The sequence below is a fragment of the Bradyrhizobium mercantei genome (assembly GCF_001982635.1).
GTDB classification, from domain to species: Bacteria; Pseudomonadota; Alphaproteobacteria; order Rhizobiales; family Xanthobacteraceae; genus Bradyrhizobium; species Bradyrhizobium mercantei.
The window spans coordinates 934735-952197 of sequence record NZ_MKFI01000001.1 but is presented as its reverse complement, the minus strand read 5'-3'; the positions used below and the strand labels follow the sequence as shown (position 1 = coordinate 952197).

Genomic DNA, 17463 nt, shown 5'->3' with positions numbered 1-17463 from the left:
GGCTCTCTATCCGTTTGTGCGTGATGGGGAGGTGGGTGTGAAACTAGGGCCGTTAGGCTTGATACGGATACCGGGTCGCAAATGTTTCCACGGCAGCGTGGCGGTATCGGCCGGCATCGCGCCGGGCGCAGCGCAGATCAGCAGTTTCTCCGCGATCGGTTCGAAATCGGCGCGGAAATGCACCGAGCTCTTGTTGACCAGGATCTTCTGCGCGGTCGGCTCGATGCCGACATAGCGGTACATCGACTGGTCGGCAAGCTGCGCCTTGTAGGATCCGACGACGACGCGGACATCGCCGACCCGCAGGCAGGCCGAGGGGCCCATATCCATGTCGCGGCCGCCGAAATAGGGACCGGGCGCGACGAACTTGCCGTCCGAGAGCTGTTCGACCACGAAAGTCTCTTTGTATGGAGCATCGCCGGGAATGCCGGACTTGCCGCCGAGCTCGAGCGTGACTGTGGCCCCAATCCCGGCGGTGTGCGCGGCCCTGGCCGATTGCGGGTCGTAGATCACGCCGGTCGCGGCGCTCGCTTTGTTGCGCACCAGCGCGCGCAGCATGCCTGTGGTGTCGGAATCGCCGCCGGCGCCGGGATTGTCCTGGGTGTCGGCGATGATGATCGGCTTGCTGGCCGACTTTGCCAATTCCATCGCGAGCTGCACGCCTTCATCGGGCGAATAGATCCTTCCGTCGAAATCGTCCTCATGGCTCTCGACCAGGGCGACGACCTTGTCAGCGGCTGCATCCGCATCGGCCTGGGTGCGGCCGTAGGCGAACACGCTCGGTCCGCAATCCCTGAAATCGGCCGCCGGGAAGCCCGGCGCGAACGACAGCGTCGGCACGGCGTCGCTCTCGAGCGCGGCGAGCTTCTGGTAGATGCCCTTGGTCGGCTCGTCGTTGGTGCATTGCCAGCTGATCGGGATCAGGAACGGCAATTGGCGGAATGCCTTGGCGAACCGCTGCCTTGACTTGAGCATCAGCGCCAGATGCCGGGCGCAGGCGCGGCCGGTGTCGGCCATGTCGACATGCGGATAGGTCCGGTAGGCGATCAGCGCGTCGGCATGCTCGATCATCTTGGGCGAGACGTTGGCATGCAGATCGAGGCTCACCAAGAGCGGCAGGTCACGGCCGATCGCCTTGCGGACGCGTGCCAGCGTCTCGCCTTCGCCGTCGTCATAATGCTCGGTGACCATGGCGCCGTGCAAATCGAGATAGACCGCGTCGATTGGCCCCGCCGCGACAATGCCCTCGACCATTTCCGTCACGATCCGCTCGAACGCATCCTTGCTGACATGCGCCGACGGGCTCGCCGCGGCGAAGATCGTCGGCACCAGCTCCCAGCCATTGGCTTCCGCGGCCTCGACGAAGCCTGCGAGGCCGACGTTGATCTTGCGCATGACCTTGAGCACCTCGGCGCCATGCGTCATCGACGGCCAGCCGCCGCCGTGCACGAAGTCGTCATAGGTTGCCTTCGTCGGTGCGAAGGTATTGGTCTCGTGCAGGAAGCCGCCAACGGCAATGCGGGTCATCAAGTTGGTCTCGGTACGTTTCTTCGATCATGATGCGATTGGAATGGTTCGCACCATGATCTCATCTCGTTGATTGGAGCGTGATCTCCGGGGAAGACCGGTGTCCACCTTCAGGGCCATGCTCTAGCGCGCGACGTTAAGCGTGTCGTCGCGCCAAGCGCAAGCCGGGGAGCACCAGCGGATTTGCATGCCCTGTGGGCGTAAAGGCTTAAGGCGAAAGACCTAGGCCGTCGCCACAATGCCTTCCGAAACGGGGCGGAAGTTGGCGAAGTCCCAGCCGCGGCCGGGTGCCGCATCGAGCAGCGCGCGGGTATAGGCCTGCTGCGGATTGGTCAGCACCTCGGCGGCCGGTCCCTGTTCCACGACGCGGCCATGCTGCATCACGGCGACGTCGTCGCAGATTTGTGCGGCGACGCGCAAATCATGCGTGATGAACAGCAGCGCGATCCCCAGCCGCCGCTGGATTTCGTCGAGCAGATCCAGAACCTGCGCCTGCACCGAGACGTCGAGCGCGGACACCGCCTCATCCGCGACGAGCACGTCGGGATCGAGTGCCAGCGCGCGCGCGATCGCGATGCGCTGGCGCTGGCCGCCGGAGAACTGGTGCGGGTAGCGCGAGATCGCATCGGGCGGCAGATGGACGAGCTCGAGCAGTTCGCGGGCGCGCGCCAGCGCGTCCTTGCGCGGCATGCCGTAATTGATCGGGCCTTCCGCGATGCTCTCGCCGACGGTGACGCGCGGATTGAGCGAGCGGTAGGGGTCCTGGAAGATGATCTGGATCTTCTGGCGATGCGGCTGCAACAGCCGGCGCGACAGGTCGGAGATTTCGCGGCCGGCGAGGTGCACCCCGCCTGAGGTCGGATCGATCAGGCGGACGATGCAGCGCGCCACCGTCGATTTGCCGGAGCCGCTTTCGCCGACGATGCCGAGCGTGCGGCCCTTGCGCAAGGTGAGGGTGACGTTGCTGGCGGCGGCGACCTCGCGCGCTTTGCCGTACAGCGAGCGCTCCCGGTAGACCTTGCTGAGCGCATTGGCTTCCAGCACCACGGGCTCAGTCGTTTCCGGCCGCGGCGCGCGCGGCACGAGGCTCGGCACCGAGGACAGCAGGTTGCGGGTGTATTCCATCTGCGGCGTGCGCAGCACGTCCTGCAGCGGGCCGGCTTCGACCAGCCGGCCATGCCGCATCACCGCGACGCGGTCGGCGATCTCGGCCACCACGCCCATGTCATGGGTGATGAAGAGAACAGCGGTGCCGTGGTCGCGTTGCAGGTCGCGGATCAGGGTCAGGATCTGCTTCTGGGTGGTGACGTCGAGCGCGGTGGTCGGCTCGTCCGCGATCAGCAGCTTCGGCTCCAGCACCAGCGCCATCGCGATCATGATGCGCTGCCGCTGTCCGCCGGAGAGGCGGTGCGGGTAAGAGGAGAAGATGCGCTCCACATCCGGCAGCCGCACATGCTCCATCATCGCCAGGATCTTGCGGCGCCGCGCGCGGGCGTCGAGATCGGTGTGGGTGCGCAGCACCTCGTCGATCTGGCGGCCGACCGGCACCACCGGATTGAGCGCGGTCATCGGCTCCTGGAAGATCATCGCCATCCGCGTGGCGCGCAGCTGGCGCAGCCGCCGGTCGGTCGCGGTGAGCAGTTCCTCGCCGACCAGCTTGACGCTGCCGCCCGAGGGCACCAGCGTGCCCTTCTGCTGCAGACCCATCACGGTGAGCGAGGTCACCGACTTGCCCGAGCCGCTTTCGCCGACCAGGCACAGCGTCTCGCCTTCGTGCACCSTTAGCGACAGGTCGTCGATGATGCGGTGAGCGTCCGCCTTGCGGCCGAGGCCGACGACGAGATTGTTGATGTCGAGGATGACGTTGGAAGAGTTGGTTGTGGTCACTTGCCCTCACGCTGCTTCATGCGGGGATCGAGCGCGTCGCGGGCGGCGTCGCCGATCAGATTGATGCTGAGAATGGCGATCGAGAGCAGCAGGCCCGGCCAGAAGATCAGTGACGGCTTGACCTGGAAGAAGGCGCGGCCCTCGGCCATGATGTTGCCCCAGGTCGGCGTTTCCGGCGAGATGCCGGCGCCGAGGAACGACAGGATCGCCTCGGTCAGGATCGCGGAGGCGCAGACGTAGGTGCCTTGCACGATCAGCGGCGCGATCGTGTTCGGCATCAGATGCCGCCACATGATCTTCGGCAGGCTCGAGCCGAGCGAGATCGCGGCCTCGACATAGGGCTCCTCGCGTGCGGTCAGCACCACCGAACGCACCAGCCGTGCCACGCGCGGAATCTCGGGAATGGTGATCGCGACCATCACGGTCCAGATGCTGGCGCCCGACAGCGACACCACGGCGATCGCGAGCAGGATGGCGGGGATCGCCATCAGGCCGTCCATCACCCGCATCATCACCGCATCGACCCAGCGGAAGAAGCCGGCGACAAGGCCGATCAGGAGACCGATGGCGATCGAGCACACGGCGGCGCCGAGCCCGATCACCAGCGAGATCCGCGCGCCGTAGATGATGCGCGACAACAGGTCGCGTCCATAGGCGTCGGTGCCGAGCAGGTACTGCGCGCTCGACGGCTTCAGCCGCTGCGACGGCGTCAGCAAGAGCGGATCGTGTGGCGCAAGGAGCGGCGCGAAGATCGCCATCAGGATGATGAGGGCGAGGCAGATCGTCGCAACCGCGATGATCGGCGTCGACGTCAGGAAGCCGAACTTGACGCGGAACGGCCGGGTGACGGGAATCGTGGATTCCGGAAGGGTTTCGATCGCCATTGCTCAGTACCGGATACGAGGATCGAGCAGGGTGTAGGCAACGTCGATCAGCAGATTGACGCCGACATAGATGCCTGACGTCAACAGGATCATCGCCTGGATCACCGGATAGTCGCGCGCCAGTACCGCGTCGACGGTGAGGCGGCCGATGCCGGGCAGGTTGAACACGCTTTCGGTGACGACGACGCCGGAGATCAGCAGTGCGAAGCCGGAGCCGATCACGGTGATGACCGGAACCGCGGCGTTGCGCAGCGCGTGGCGCAGCAGCACGCCGGTTTCGCCGATGCCCTTGGCGCGCGCCGTGCGGACGTAGTCCTCGCCCAGCACGTCGAGCATCGAGGCCCGGGTCATGCGCGCGATCAGCGCGACATAGATGAAGGAGAGGGTGCAGGTCGGCAGGATGAGGCGCTGGAAGAACGGACCGAAGCTGTCCCTCAGGCAGGCCGCGACCTCCAGCGTGCTAAGCGAATTCGGCTTGGCCGTCGCGCAGGCCGACATGATGCTCTTGTAGCCCTGCACCGGTACCCAGCGCAGATCGATCGCAAACATCTGGATCAGCACATAGCCGATCACGAACACCGGCACCGAGAAGCCGAGCACCGACAGCCCCATCACGAACCGATCGATCCAGGTGCCGTGCTTCCACGCCGCGATCACGCCGAGCGGCACCGCGACCAGGATCGAGAGGATGATGGTGGCCAGCGCGACCGAAATCGACGGCTCGAGGCGCGGGCCGATCATCTCGAGGATCGGCTTGTTCGAGATCAGGGAGACGCCGAGGTCGCCGTGCAGCAGCTTGGCGACCCAGGTGTAGAACTGGATGTAGATCGGCTCGTTGAGACCAAGCGAGGTCCTGATCCGTTCGAGCTGTTCGGGCGTCGCGTTGTCGCCGGCAAGGATCGCGGCGGGGTCGCCCGGCGTCAGCCGCAGCAACAGGAACACGAACAGAGCCACCACGCCCATCACGGGAATGGCAGCGAGGATGCGGCGAAGCAGATATCCGAGCAAATTGGATCCGTTGGGTTGTGGTCGATGAAGTCCCCAGCGGGACCGTTGCACACCGAACCGTAGCACAGATGGTAGCGGACACACTGCAGAAGTTCAGCAAGTCCCATGCCATCGGTGCTGCGATTTTTGCGGTGCAGCTAATCAGTCCTCACAGCGCGATTATTCCTTTGATGGAGTTCGAAGCAGTCCACTGGAAGGTGGATTGATTTCAGCTTTGCGCGATTTCGCAGGCGCATCGCCGAGGCCGGCACCGAGCGACGGCGCCATCGGTGGCGTGTCGAGGTCGCGCCAATCATCGATCGCCCCTGCGACCATCTGCGCCGTCGCGGCCGACAGCGTCCAGCCGAGATGACCGTGGCCGGTGTTGTAGAACACGCCGGGAATCCGTCCGGCGCGCACCACCGGCATCATGTTCGGCATCATCGGGCGCAGGCCGGCCCACGGCACGACTTTCGACGTATCGATGCCGGGGAAATGCTGCCGCACCCAATCCACCAGCGGCTGGATGCGGTCGGCCCTGATATCGCGGTTGAAGCCGTTGAACTCGGCGGTGCCGGCGACGCGGAAGCGGTCGGCGCCAAGCCGGCTGGTGACGATCTTGGCGGCTTCGTCGAGCAGGCTGACGACCGGCGCGGCGTCCCGGCTCTGCGGCGCATCGAGCTGCACCGTGATCGAATAGCCCTTCACCGGATAGACGTTGACGCGGTCGTTGAGCAGGGCGGCGAAGTGGCGGCTCGCCACGCCGGCGCAGATCACGATGCCGTCCGCATGCAGCTCGTGCCGCGCCGTGACGTCGGCATCATGCGAAGCGGTTTCGTTCCAGCCGATGCGGAAGCCGCCATCGCCGTGCGCGATCGTGTCGACGTCGGCTTCGTGGACGAACGACGCGCCGCGGCGGACGCAAGCGTCGGCGAGACCACGCGTGAACTTGTGGATATCGCCGGTCGCATCCGACGGCGTGAAGAAGCCGCCATAGCAGTTGGTCTGCAGCGCGGGTTCCAGGCTGCGGATTTCCTCCGGCGTCACCGGCCGGCGGTCGAGCCCGCCCTGTTGCAGCAGTGTGTTGACGCGCAGGCCCGCGTCGAAGCCGGCCTTGTCGTGATAGACGTGCAGGATGCCGCGGCGTTCGAGATCGAAGGCGATGTTCTCGCGCTGCGCGATCGAGAACAGATGCTTGCGCGCTTCGATTGCGAGTTTCGTGGTCTCGATGGTGTTGGCGCGATAGCGCGCGATGTTGCCGACGAATTCGCCGATCCAGGAATATTTGTGCCAGCTCGGCTTCGGGTTCATCAGGAGCGGCGCGTCGCTTCGCAGCATCCAGCGCAGCCCCTTGAGAATGGTCGACGCGCTGTTCCATACTTCCGCGTTGCTGGCGGAAAGCTGTCCGCCGTTCGCAAACGAGGTTTCCATCGCGGCGTAGCGGTGCCTGTCGAGGACAGTCACGTCGTAGCCGCGTTCGAGCAGGGCATAGGCCGTCGTCACGCCGGTGATGCCGGCGCCGATGATCGCAATATGTGGCATGATGGTCTTCAGGCTCCCGTGGGTTAGAGTCGCCGAACCACCGGTGAAACCGGCTGTTTCGACGCCCCATCTGTCACGGTACCTGAGAGCTTGATCCGCATCGGGCCTGCGCCCGGAAGCGGACTATCCCCTTCGGTGGACGTCACGGCCCTTGATGTGCGGCCATGCGCGTCTCTCTCCAGATCGTCCTGACGATACAGTCCTTTTGCCTGAGAGTTTCCGGGGCGGTTGCTCCGTCGGCGCCGAAGCTGACAACACGTACGTTGTCGCTTCGATCTCTCCCGCATCGTCGCGTTGGACGGCCGGACCGTAGGCGAAGCCTCAAAAATGGACAAGGCTAAATTTCGATCCGGCAGTGCCAACGTGTTGTGCAGTGCAATCGATGTCAGTCCAGCGTCGCCAGCAGTGCTGCCATCAAGCGACCGCGCTCGGCGAGGCTGTCGACCTCGATATGTTCGTTGAGCGTATGCGCATCGGCGCCGCGAACGCCGAGACCGTCGAGCGTGGGGATGCCCATCGCGCCGGTGAAGTTGCCGTCCGATCCGCCGCCGGCGCTGCCGTGCGGCAGATCGAGGCCCATCGCCGCCGCGAGGCCCTTTGCCTTTTCATGGAGCGCCATGGTGCCGGCATCCGGCTCCCACACCGGGCGGGTGACGCCGCGCGTTACCTTGAATGTCACGTCGTTGGTGGTGCCGGACAGCGCCAGCATCCGTTCGACGCCGCGGTCGAGATCGGCCTGGCGCTTGGCCATGCTGAGCGCTTCGCCGGTGCAGGTCGTTGCGACGCAATTGACCCATTGGCCGCCATGCACGATGCCGACGGAGAAGGTGCAGTCCTCCGTGGTCATGCCGTCGATGGCGATGATTTGCCGGGCCATCTCGCGGATCGCGGAGCGGCCGGAGGACAGCGTCGCGCCGGCATGGCTCGGCTTGCCGGTGGCTTCCAGGTTGAAGCGCGCGATCGCGTAACGGCCGGTGACGACGCCGTTGTTGGGCCGGCCGGGCTCCGGCACCAGCACGTATTTGTTGCGCGCGGCTTCCGCCTCGATGATGTCGCGCGTCGACGGCGTGCCGACCTCTTCGTCGGGCGTGAACAGCACGGTGATCGGCAGCGGCGTGGTGAAGGAGGCGCGCGCCAACTGCCGGATCGCCTCGAGCGACAGATAATTGCCGCCCTTCATGTCGAAGATGCCCGGTCCGAAGCACTTGTTGCCTTCGCGCCGCCACTTCAGTTTCTCGATGGTGCCGACCGGGTGCACGGTGTCGAGGTGGCCGGCGATCAGGATGCCGGGCTGGCCTTGTTTCGGATGAGGAAAGCGGGCGCGGACGCAGCCCGCGAAGCCCTGGCGTCCCGCGATGCGTTCGATCGTCGCACCCAAGATCGCCATCTCGCGCGCGGCGAGATCGAGCATGCGCTCGACCGCGGCCGCGTCCCAGGTCGGGCTCTCGCATTCCACCCAGCTGCGCAGGCCCTGCAGCATCGCTTCGGAATCAAAGGGAAGATTGGCTGGGTTCATCGTTTTTCTCTCTTGTTGTTCTGACCGCGCCGGCTTCGCGCGGCGCTCACGAAAATCTCAGCCGAGGATTTTGTAAAGCCAAAATCTGGCGCGCGGCCTCATTCGTTTGTGTACGTCCGATCCGGATTGAAACCGATTGACGCGCTTGGCGCTTGGTGCAAGTCTCGATTTCACAAGCCATACAGCGTGTTAGTTCGCCTAAATAACGAACCGCATGCATAACGAATAAGCCGGCTTTGACCAGTTACACGTCAGGAGAGATTTCCATGTTCCCTAACTCGCGTTGGAAGCGCCGCACGCTCGCGGCCGCGTTGTCGGCGTTCGCGCTGTCGTTTGCGCCTCCGGAATTGTCGTTTGCGCCGCCGGCGATGGCCGCAGGCAAGACCATCACCGCAGTGATGCATTCGGATCTGCGCGTCATCGATCCGATCATGACCACGGCCTACATCACCCGCGATCATGGCTACATGATCTATGACACGCTGCTGGCGACCGACGCCAACTTCAAGATCCAGCCGCAGATGGCGGACTGGAAGGTCTCCGACGACAAGCTGACGTATACGTTCACGCTGCGCGACGGCCTGAAGTGGCATGACGGCACACCCGTCACCGCGGAAGACTGCGTCGCCTCGTTGCAACGCTGGGGCAAGGTCGACGGCATGGGCCAGAAGCTGATGGACTTCGTCGCGAGCCTGGAAGCGACCGACGCCAAGACCATCACGATGAAGCTGAAGGAGCCCTACGGCCTGGTGCTGGAATCGATCGGCAAGCCGTCGTCGCGCGTGCCGTTCATGATGCCGAAGCGTCTCGCCGAGACGCCGCCGGACAAGCCGATCCCGGAACAGATCGGGTCGGGCCCGTTCAAATTCGTGCAGGCGGAATTCCAGCCGGGCGTGAAGGCGGTCTATGAGAAGAACAAGGATTACGTGCCGCGCAAGGAGCCGGCGAGCTGGACCGCGGGCGGCAAGGTCGTCAAGGTCGATCGCGTCGAGTGGGTCACGATGGCTGACGCACAGACCGCGGTGAACGCACTGCAATCCGGTGACATCGACTTCATGGAGAACCTGCCGTTCGACATGCTGCCGGTGCTCGAAGCCAATCCCGATCTCAAGATCGACGTGTTGAACAAGTTCGGCTTCCAGACCCTCGGACGCATGAACTTCCTCTACCCGCCGTTCGACAATCCGAAGGTGCGCCGCGCCGCGTTCATGGCGATGAACCAGAAGGACGTGCTCGACGCGCTGGTCGGCAACGCCAAGTACCAGAAGATCTGCGGTGCGTTCTTCGTCTGCGGCACGCCGCTCGAGACCGACGTCGGTGCCGAGACCCTGGTGAAGGGCAACGGCATGGCGGAAGCCAGGAAGGCGCTCGCGGCATCCGGCTATGACGGCACGCCGGTGGTGATCATGGCACCGGGCGATGTGACCACGCTGAAGGCGCAGCCGATCGTCGCTGCCCAGCAACTGCGCGACGCCGGCTTCAAGGTCGACCTGCAAGCCACCGACTGGCAGACCGTGGTGACCCGCCGCGCCAGCCAGAAGTCGCCGAAGGAGGGCGGCTGGAACATGTTCTTCACCAACTGGGTCGCCGCCGACGTCTCCGATCCGATCGTCAACGCTTCGATCACCGGCCGCGGCAAGAATGGCGGCTGGTTCGGCTGGGCCGAAGATCCGAAGATCGAGGAGCTGCGTGACAAATTCGCGCGCGCCGCGACGGCCGAGGACAAGAAGAAGATCGCAGCCGATATCCAGACCGAGGCCTACGATCAGGTGATCTACATCCCGCTCGGCCAATACACAGTCCCGAGCGCCTGGCGGAAGTCGCTGACCGGTGTGCTCGACGGCCCGGCAACGCCGATCTTCTGGAACATCGACAAGTCCGAGTAAGCTTGCGGTGTGACGCAAACCAAAATGGCCGGGACTTGTCCCGGCCATTTTTCATTTCGCTGTCGCTCGTCAGGTGAAGCTGTCGCGGAGCTGTTCGAGTCCGCGGTGAAGCGGCGGCCCGCTGTGTGGTGCGCCCTGCGGCGGGGAGGGGCGGTCCTTGCGCTGATCGCGTTGTTCGGTCGTGCGCTCGGCGGATGGAAAGTCGTTCGGCATCGTCATGCTCCAATTTGCGGCATGACAACCATGATGCGGTCGACTGGTTCCGGGACGGCCGCCGCTAGTTCGCGTGGCCTGGTCTTGCGCTGCTCGTGCTCGACAGGCTGGTGAGCTGCGTCTGTCCGGGACTGGTGGCGTTCATCCAGACCATCGCTCCCGCGGCGAATGCCAGCACTCCGTACAGCATGATCGCGCAGCGGATCCAGCGCCGGTAGGTCGCGCGCTCGTCGGGCGTCGCGTCACGGAATTTCTGCGCGTTGAGCCCGTTGCTGCAATGAGCCGCGTCGTCGCCATGTTCGAGAATCGACGCACCGTGATCGCGCGCCTCGCCGCTTGCAATCGACATTGCCGGTCTCCGACCAAATTGATTTCAAAATGCGACGGCCGCTAAATGTGCGGCCGGAATTTCCAATGCGGGAAGATTAGACCGTGCGGCTGCCACGGCGTGTGAAGCCAGCCACAGCCGCAAAACACGATGAGGTGATGCGGGCATCGCGATACCGCGCGGGCCTGCTCCGACCATGGGCAGGCGCAGTGGCATGCCAACTCGCGGAAAAAGCGCCTTAAGGTTCCCGTCAGCATTGCGAAGTAATTTGGCCGCCAGCTTGAGTCCCCACCGCGACGGGTTCATGGCCGACGATCATAGCAGGCCCGCACCAACCAGCACGCAACAGCCAATGCCGACCAGCGAGCGGCGGCGTGCCGGATCGCGTCGCCGCGTGCTCAAGTCGGGCGCGATCGAGTTCGGCCACGAGGCGATCCCCTGCACGGTGCGAAATCTCTCGCCCCAGGGTGCCTGCATCGAAGTCAACTCGCCGCTCTGGTTTCCCGACCACTTCGTCCTCGCCGTCGATGGCGAGCGGCACGCCTGCCGGGTGATCTGGAAGAAGGAGAGGCGGATCGGGTTGGGGTTCGACTGAGGCGCAGCGCTGTCGGAGACGGCCTACCTTCACTCGCCGGATCGGCGCGGCAGCCTTCGCTCACTTCTTGCTGGCTTGCCGAGCCGTAGCTCGCGAAGCGAGCGAAGGCTGGTGCGGGCGGTGGGACTCGAACCCACACGACGTTGCCATCGAGGGATTTTAAGTCCCTTGCGTCTACCAGTTCCGCCACGTCCGCGTTGCCAGATCGCGATGCGTTTCCACGGAAGCGCTTCACGATCTCATCTCTTTGTTTGAGCATGATCTTTTCGGAAAGCCGGTTTCCACCTTTCCGGATCATGCTCCAGGGCGCGCCGATTTCTAGCGCGTTTGGGCGCGGAGTGGAATTGGCTTTATCCGCTGCTAACAGGTGAGCTTTCAAAGGCTTACGCTGCGGGCCGCAATTCCATTTGCCTCTCCGGCCGGGCGTTGGGATAAGCAGCGCGCCGCCGCGATTGAGCCTCAATCCGGACACCGGTGGCTGCTTTAGGCAATCTCAACACTGTCGGATTAAGAAAGCTGAATGTCTGCTCGTTTCCAACGCCGCCCGGATCTGTTGCGCGCGGCAGCCGTCGTTGCGCTGCTCGCCTCGGCCGCGGGCGTTTCCGGCTGCGCGCAGATCGGCGATACCGTGCCGTCGGCGTTCGCCGATCCCGCCAAATACGATCTGTATGATTGCAAGCAGCTCGAGACCGAACGCACGAGCCTCAAGACCCGCGCTGCGGATCAGGAAAAATTGATGGCCAAGGCGGAGACCGGCGTCGGCGGCACCGTGGTCTCCGAGATGGTCTATCGCAACGACCTGATCTCGATCCGCTCCCAGCAGAAGCTGGCGGATGAGGCCTGGCGCAAAGGCAAGTGCCACGAAAGTCCGCCGGACACGCCTGCGGCCGCAGCGCCCGCCGCGCCGACGCCGGCCGCGACCGGCCCGCGCGCCCCGCGAGGCCTCATCCACTAGGTCAGCATTTTCGCGCGAACCGAATTTCCGTTCGCGCGCAGGGCGCGCCGAGCCGATAGCTCAGGCGCGCCAGTCGTAGATCCAGTCCTGCCGCGCCAGCATGCGTTCTGGACCGATGACGCGGATCGCCAGATCGCGCGCGATCGCCAAAGGTCCGCTCAAATGATAGATGCGGCCCTGTTGCCGCGCCATGCGCTGCACCTTCAGCACCCGCGCGCGCCGCATGCTTGCGTAGCGCTTCAGCGCTGTGGGAATGCCTGCGGTGTTTTCTCCGGTGCAGTCGCTCAGGGCCTTGGCGAGCACCGCCGCATCCTCGATCGCCATGCCGGCGCCTTGCGCGGCGAACGGCAGCATCGCATGCGCGGCATCGCCGAGCAGCGTCACCGCGCCTTCGCTCCAGCGGCCGATGTCGGGCAGGGTGAACAGCGCCCATTTGCGCCAGCCGTCGACCGCACCGATCAGCATCCGCGCCGTCGCCGGCCAGCGCGCGGTGGCGAAGGCGCCCTTGATCTCGTTGATGTCGCCGGGCGCGCTCCAGCCCGGCCGGTTCCAGGTGCCGGACACGATCGCGACCACGTTGATCTGGCGTCCGGCCGAGATCGGATAGGCGACGAGATGCGCGTCCGGCCCCATCCACAGCTGCACGCGCGGCGCGGTGTACTCACGCGGCAGGGCGGTTGCGTCCAGCGTACCGCGCCAGGCGATCAGGCCGGAGAACTGCGGTTGTACATCCGGAAACAAATGTCCACGGACCGACGACCAGATACCGTCGGCGCCGATCAGCGCAACCGCCAATTCCTCCTGCCGTGAATTGCCGCGGCGCTGCACGACCGTCAGGCCCTTGGCATGCTTGGTCACGTCCTCGAACTGGCAGCCGAGCCGCAGATCGATGTCGGGATGGTCGTTCACCGCAGCCTGCAACGCCGCCTGCAAATCGGCGCGGTGGATTACCCAATAGGGAGCGCCGGCGCGGAACTCGGCCGCCTGACCGAGTGGCATCCGCGCGATCTCGCCACCGGCGCGCGCGCTCAGGATGTTGACGGAATCCGGCGTGACCGCGCGCCGCGCCAGCGGTTCCTTGAGCCCGAGCTCGACCAGGATGCGGCTTGCATTGGGGGAGAGCTGGATGCCGGCGCCGGCCTCCTCGAGCCGTTCGGCCTTCTCCAGCACGACGACGCGAAAGCCTTGTGCCGCCAGTGTCAGCGACGCAGTCAGTCCTCCGATCCCGGCGCCGGCAACGATGACGGTTCGCGTCAGCGCCACGGAGCGGTCAGGCGACCTTGTCTTTCAGCACGCATTCCGGCGGCCGGGCTTCACCGGCAGCGAGATCGGACGCGAAGCGATAGAGCGTCGAGCAGTACGGGCAGATGATCTCGTTGTCGTTGCCGAGGTCGAGGAACACGTGAGGATGATCGAACGGAGGGTTGGCGCCCACGCACATGAACTCCTGCGATCCGATTTCGATCACCGAGACACCGGCATCGTTATGGAAGTGCGGGACGACGTGGTCGGACATATTCTCACCTTGGTGGCAACGATGGGCAGACGCAATCAACAGCATGCGGCATCGCGAAATGCCGCGCACCATACTGGCGGGAACAGTTGATTCCTAGAGCCCCGATGGCTCATTTGCTCATGCAAATTCGACACAATCTTGTCGTCCCAGAGAAGCCCTCCTTTGGTCGGAGCCGTTGTGTCGCAAAAACGGCACACTATCTCCAAGGCGAATAAAACTAGAGGTTTTCGGCGGAATGAACGGGTTGCGCCTTAGTGTCGCGCTGGCTGGCCTGGCAGTAAGTGCTGCCGTGGGCGCGGCGATTTGGCCGCACGCCCGTGACGCCGGCACGGTGCTGGCCGCGCAGGACGATCCCGCAGCGCTCGCCGACATCAGGCTCAATTCCGTGCTGCGCAACAACCCGACGTTGATTTCAGACAACATTGAGGCGGCACTCGCATCAGGGGATGCCGACCTTGGGGCCAGTTTCGTCGCACTCGCGGGCGAGAAGAACATCGCGCTCAGTGATGAACTCACAAAGCGCGTCGAGGACGCGCGCGCCGAGCAGTCGTCCACCACGCATTTCGCCAAGGGCTTCGCCACCGGTCTCGTGACCGGCAATGCCGACGACGTCGCAAGCCTGTCGGGCACGGTCGCGGGTGACCTGTTCGTGTTCGGTGATGTCAGGGATGTCGTGCGCGAGGGCAAGCACCTCGTGATGGGCGAGGACACCGACCGGCTGGTGCTTGGTCTCGCGGCCGCCGGGCTCGCCGTCACCGCGGCGACCTATGTCTCGGTCGGTGGCGCCGGGCCGCTGCGCGCCGGGCTGACGCTGGTCAAGGACACGCGCAAGGCCGGACGGCTGAGCGAGGGCATAATCGAGTGGGCCGGACGCTCGACCCGCGAGGTCGTCGACCAGCCGGCGCTGCGCGAGGCGGTCGCATCCGGCTCGGTGCTGCGCCCGATGGAAACGGCGACCGCGATCCGTGCGGCATTCCGCGCCGAGAAGGCCGGCGCCCTGGTGCGCGTCGCCAAGGACGTCGGACGCGTCGGCGAGGCCGCGGGGGTTCGCGCGGCGCGGGACACGCTCAAGGTCGCGGAGAACCCGCAGGAGATCGCGCGCGCGGCGCGGATCGCCGAGGCGAAGGGCGGCCAGACCCGCGCGATCATCAAGCTGCTCGGCCGCGGCGCGCTGCTGCTTGCGGCCGGCGCATTCAATCTCTCGATGTGGTTGTTCGGCGCGCTGCTTGCGCTGTTCGGCTTCCTGTCGTCGATCAAGGCCACCACCGAGCGGGCCACCGCCTGGTGGCTCAGGCGCAGCAAGGCGCTCCGCCTGAAGCGGCAGATGGCCGCCGCGGCTACTCTGGCGAGTATGCCCGTCCAGGGCTAAACTTGCGGTCGCCGGTCGATCGCAAATCCCAAATCCTGATCTCAAGAAAAAACGGAATCGATGATGCCGAGTTTCCATCACGGCGATGTTGAAATTGCCTATATCGACGAAGGCGCGGGCGAGCCGATCGTGCTGGTGCACGGCTTTGCGTCGAGCAAGAACGTCAACTGGATCTATCCGACCTGGGTCTCGGACCTGGTCAAGGCCGGCCGCCGCGTCATCGCGCTCGACAATCGCGGCCATGGCGAATCCGCCAAGCTCTACGATGCCGCGCAGTACGAGATCGCGACCATGGCGAGCGACGTGATCGCGCTGATGGATCATCTCGGAATCGCGCGTGCCGACATCATGGGATATTCGCTGGGCTCGCGGATGACCGCGATCCTGGCGCGCGAGAATTCCGACCGGGTGCGCTCGGCGATCCTGGGCGGCATCGGCATCGGGCTGATCGAGGGCGGCGGCCCCGGCGAGGCCGTCGCGCTCGCGCTGGAGGCGCCGTCGCTCGACGATGTCACCGATCCGGTCGGCCGCACCTTCCGTGCCTTTGCCGATCAGACCCGCTCCGACCGCCGCGCACTCGCGGCCTGCCTGCGCGGCTCGCGCCGGCTGATGACGCGCGAGGAGGCGGCCGGCATCGGCGTGCCGGTTCTGATCGCGGTCGGCAGCAAGGACGAGATCGCGGGCTCGGCGTCAGCGCTCGGCCGGATCATTCCGGGGTCGGAGGTGCTCGACATTCCGAACCGCGACCATATGCGGGCTGTCGGCGACAAGGTCTACAAGAGCGGGGTCATCGACTTCCTGTCGCGGCGAAAGTAGCTCGCCGGCGTCGTAATCGGCGTCGTCTTTGGCGAAGGCCCGCGCGGCCGCGATCAGCACCACGAAGGTCGCGACCCACACCATGCGCGCGCCGTAGCGGTCGTGCGGCCCCGAGATCACGCCGCAGATCACGGCGTTGCCGAGCAGAGCGAGCGTGACGGTGCCGGCCAGCAGCGTCAGATCGTCGAGCCGCCGCTGCCACAGTCCGCGGCCGAACAGGATCACGACCAGCAGCATCGAGCCCAGCGCGACCGGCACATGGATGTGGTTGATCGCAGTGAAGTCGAGATGCCAGCGTTGCTGTCGCGCGGCGCGCATCGGCGCGACCTGCTTCGGAATATAGCGCTCGATGATGCCATAGGTATGCGGGATCCAGCCATTGGTGCCTTCACCGGTCGCGACATGCATCAGCTGGTCGGCGGTTGCGGTGAGTGCCGCCTTGGCCTGCCATTCCGGATACTCGGCCAGCGAACGCTTCACGATAGTGCCCATCTCGTCGTTCAGTCCCTGGAAGCGGCCGAGCGTGTTGAACATGCTGTGGCCCCACAGGAAGTCATCGGCGGTCGGCGGCAGCTCGTTGCGATAGGGGCAGAGCTTCAGCTTCTCCGTCGCGCAATGGTCGCGCAGATATTGCGTGACGATGCCATCCTGCAGCATGCGGCCGAACGCGACGCCGATGCCGCCGGGGGTCCAGGCGAACTGCCCGGACAGTGCGAAATTCGCCGCCAGCAGCATTGCAGCACCCGCGACGATGGTCAGGCTGCCCTGCACCAGGCCGGCCAGGGGGATGCGCCGGCCGAGCCACGGACGCAGCATCCAGCCGACCAGGCACAGGCCGAACAGCACCCCGAGCGTCGCGCTGTGCGTTGCAGCCGAAAACGCGATGAAGGCGAACAGCACCGCCTTCTCCAGCGTCGAGATCCTGTCGCCGTGCAGGATGAGGATGAAGAGCGCGAGCACCGCGAGGCCGGCAAAGATGTCGGTCAGCAGCATGCTCGCGAGCCATGGCAGCGCCGTGGTTGCGATCAGCGCGAGGCTGATCGCGATCAGCCGGACCGGGCGGGCGAGGTCGAGCACGCGCAGCGTCAGCTGCAGGATCCACAGCGTCGCCAGGGTCTGGACGCCGAGGTTGAGCCAGAAGCCCGAGGTCTCGCCGAGATGGAGGTAGATGCCGAACACCGTCGATCGGCTCGGCACCAGATAGCCCTCGTACCAGCGCGCCAGATAGCCGCCGGTATCCCATTGGAGCAGCGGATAGCCGTTCCAGAAGGCAGGGGCGAGCAGGAGGAGGGGGATGGCAATGGTGGCAACCCAGACCGAGCGTGCATCGGTCAGGCGGGCGCCCGAACTCCGGGTATTGATGATGTTTCCCCCTTTTATTGGGGCCGACCATGCCCAAAACCACACCGGGAACGAAATCCGCCAATAGTTGCAGAAGCACG

General features: G+C 65.2%; 15 protein-coding genes, 1 tRNA gene, 1 pseudogene and 2 riboswitches. Of the genes and pseudogenes, 5 read left to right on the top strand and 12 right to left on the bottom strand.

Going from position 1 to position 17463, the window contains the following annotated elements; all coding sequences use genetic code 11:
• Positions 1–6 precede the first annotated feature (6 nt).
• The 6 genes from BI327_RS04655 to BI327_RS04630 form a co-directional block, all read right to left on the bottom strand.
• Entirely contained in the window at positions 7–1527 is a 1521-nt protein-coding gene (locus BI327_RS04655) for a M81 family metallopeptidase (RefSeq protein WP_076858569.1), read from the bottom strand.
• A 222-nt stretch (positions 1528–1749) separates the two neighbouring features.
• The gene (locus tag BI327_RS04650) at positions 1750–3414 is read right to left on the bottom strand and encodes an ABC transporter ATP-binding protein (protein WP_076858568.1); all 1665 of its coding nucleotides are present in this window, start codon (positions 3412–3414) and stop codon (positions 1750–1752) included.
• Complete coding sequence (locus tag BI327_RS04645; RefSeq protein ID WP_076858567.1) at positions 3411–4298, bottom strand: ABC transporter permease; 888 nt, start codon at positions 4296–4298, stop codon at positions 3411–3413. The genes BI327_RS04650 and BI327_RS04645 overlap by 4 nt, the downstream gene beginning before the upstream one ends.
• 3 nt (positions 4299–4301) lie before the next feature.
• Entirely contained in the window at positions 4302–5306 is a 1005-nt protein-coding gene (locus BI327_RS04640; protein WP_076858566.1) for an ABC transporter permease, read from the bottom strand.
• A 159-nt stretch (positions 5307–5465) separates the two neighbouring features.
• On the bottom strand, positions 5466–6827 hold the full coding sequence (locus BI327_RS04635) for a D-amino acid dehydrogenase (protein ID WP_076858565.1): 1362 nt from the start codon (positions 6825–6827) through the stop codon (positions 5466–5468).
• Between the two features lie 68 nt (positions 6828–6895).
• Positions 6896–7011, bottom strand: a riboswitch (glycine riboswitch).
• Positions 7012–7014: 3 nt separating this feature from the next.
• Positions 7015–7121, bottom strand: a riboswitch (glycine riboswitch).
• 91 nt (positions 7122–7212) lie between these two features.
• Entirely contained in the window at positions 7213–8343 is a 1131-nt protein-coding gene (locus tag BI327_RS04630; RefSeq protein ID WP_076858564.1) for a M20/M25/M40 family metallo-hydrolase, read from the bottom strand.
• 266 nt (positions 8344–8609) lie between these two features.
• Here BI327_RS04630 and BI327_RS04625 point away from each other — a divergent pair, with 266 nt between their 5' ends.
• Positions 8610–10229, top strand: a complete 1620-nt coding sequence (locus tag BI327_RS04625; protein WP_076858563.1) for an ABC transporter substrate-binding protein — start codon at positions 8610–8612, stop codon at positions 10227–10229.
• Between the two features lie 69 nt (positions 10230–10298).
• Here BI327_RS04625 and BI327_RS42195 read toward each other — a convergent pair whose 3' ends face one another.
• Positions 10299–10442: a hypothetical protein gene (locus BI327_RS42195; protein ID WP_159450406.1), complete on the bottom strand. Its 144-nt coding sequence runs from the start codon at positions 10440–10442 to the stop codon at positions 10299–10301.
• A gap of 64 nt (positions 10443–10506) precedes the next feature.
• A complete protein-coding gene (locus tag BI327_RS04620) occupies positions 10507–10791 on the bottom strand; it encodes a hypothetical protein (protein WP_076858562.1) in 285 nt (94 codons plus the stop codon).
• 331 nt (positions 10792–11122) lie between these two features.
• On the opposite strand from BI327_RS04620, the gene BI327_RS04615 reads away from it, so the two are divergent.
• Positions 11123–11365, top strand: a complete 243-nt coding sequence (locus BI327_RS04615) for a PilZ domain-containing protein (RefSeq protein WP_076858561.1) — start codon at positions 11123–11125, stop codon at positions 11363–11365.
• Positions 11366–11474: 109 nt separating this feature from the next.
• On the opposite strand, the gene BI327_RS04610 is transcribed toward BI327_RS04615, so the two are convergent.
• Positions 11475–11561, bottom strand: a tRNA-Leu gene (locus tag BI327_RS04610).
• 324 nt (positions 11562–11885) lie between these two features.
• Between BI327_RS04610 and BI327_RS04605 the strand changes: the two genes are divergently transcribed.
• Positions 11886–12320 carry a twin-arginine translocation pathway signal gene (locus tag BI327_RS04605; RefSeq protein ID WP_076858560.1) on the top strand — a complete coding sequence of 145 codons (435 nt, stop codon included), beginning with the start codon at positions 11886–11888 and terminating at the stop codon, positions 12318–12320.
• Between the two features lie 60 nt (positions 12321–12380).
• Here BI327_RS04605 and BI327_RS04600 read toward each other — a convergent pair whose 3' ends face one another.
• Together BI327_RS04600 and BI327_RS04595 are read right to left on the bottom strand one after the other, a co-directional pair.
• Positions 12381–13583, bottom strand: a complete 1203-nt coding sequence (locus BI327_RS04600) for an FAD-dependent monooxygenase (protein WP_076858559.1) — start codon at positions 13581–13583, stop codon at positions 12381–12383.
• A 7-nt stretch (positions 13584–13590) separates the two neighbouring features.
• Positions 13591–13836, bottom strand: coding sequence for a zinc-finger domain-containing protein (locus BI327_RS04595; protein WP_018272338.1), 246 nt, complete (start codon positions 13834–13836; stop codon positions 13591–13593).
• Between the two features lie 235 nt (positions 13837–14071).
• On the opposite strand from BI327_RS04595, the gene BI327_RS04590 reads away from it, so the two are divergent.
• Both BI327_RS04590 and BI327_RS04585 read left to right on the top strand, forming a co-directional pair.
• Entirely contained in the window at positions 14072–15205 is a 1134-nt protein-coding gene (locus BI327_RS04590) for a hypothetical protein (protein ID WP_076858558.1), read from the top strand.
• A 63-nt stretch (positions 15206–15268) separates the two neighbouring features.
• The gene (locus BI327_RS04585) at positions 15269–16021 is read left to right on the top strand and encodes an alpha/beta fold hydrolase (RefSeq protein ID WP_076859204.1); all 753 of its coding nucleotides are present in this window, start codon (positions 15269–15271) and stop codon (positions 16019–16021) included.
• Positions 16022–16045: 24 nt separating this feature from the next.
• Here the strand turns inward: BI327_RS04585 and BI327_RS04580 are convergent.
• Positions 16046–17428: pseudogene (locus BI327_RS04580) on the bottom strand (hypothetical protein); the annotation flags it as partial.
• Between the last annotated feature and the right edge of the window lie 35 nt (positions 17429–17463).

What these genes read in the sequence shown, in the direction of transcription:
- BI327_RS04605 (WP_076858560.1), top strand. Translation starts at nt 11,886, where the DNA reads ATGTCTGCTCGTTTCCAACGCCGCCCGGATCTGTTGCGCGCGGCAGCC.
- BI327_RS04645 (WP_076858567.1), bottom strand. Translation starts at nt 4,298, where the DNA reads ATGGCGATCGAAACCCTTCCGGAATCCACGATTCCCGTCACCCGGCCG.
- BI327_RS04630 (WP_076858564.1), bottom strand. Translation starts at nt 8,343, where the DNA reads ATGAACCCAGCCAATCTTCCCTTTGATTCCGAAGCGATGCTGCAGGGC.
- BI327_RS04590 (WP_076858558.1), top strand. Translation starts at nt 14,072, where the DNA reads ATGAACGGGTTGCGCCTTAGTGTCGCGCTGGCTGGCCTGGCAGTAAGT.
- BI327_RS04615 (WP_076858561.1), top strand. Translation starts at nt 11,123, where the DNA reads ATGCCGACCAGCGAGCGGCGGCGTGCCGGATCGCGTCGCCGCGTGCTC.
- BI327_RS04595 (WP_018272338.1), bottom strand. Translation starts at nt 13,836, where the DNA reads ATGTCCGACCACGTCGTCCCGCACTTCCATAACGATGCCGGTGTCTCG.
- BI327_RS04655 (WP_076858569.1), bottom strand. Translation starts at nt 1,527, where the DNA reads ATGACCCGCATTGCCGTTGGCGGCTTCCTGCACGAGACCAATACCTTC.
- BI327_RS04620 (WP_076858562.1), bottom strand. Translation starts at nt 10,791, where the DNA reads ATGTCGATTGCAAGCGGCGAGGCGCGCGATCACGGTGCGTCGATTCTC.
- BI327_RS04625 (WP_076858563.1), top strand. Translation starts at nt 8,610, where the DNA reads ATGTTCCCTAACTCGCGTTGGAAGCGCCGCACGCTCGCGGCCGCGTTG.
- BI327_RS42195 (WP_159450406.1), bottom strand. Translation starts at nt 10,442, where the DNA reads ATGCCGAACGACTTTCCATCCGCCGAGCGCACGACCGAACAACGCGAT.
- BI327_RS04585 (WP_076859204.1), top strand. Translation starts at nt 15,269, where the DNA reads ATGCCGAGTTTCCATCACGGCGATGTTGAAATTGCCTATATCGACGAA.
- BI327_RS04635 (WP_076858565.1), bottom strand. Translation starts at nt 6,827, where the DNA reads ATGCCACATATTGCGATCATCGGCGCCGGCATCACCGGCGTGACGACG.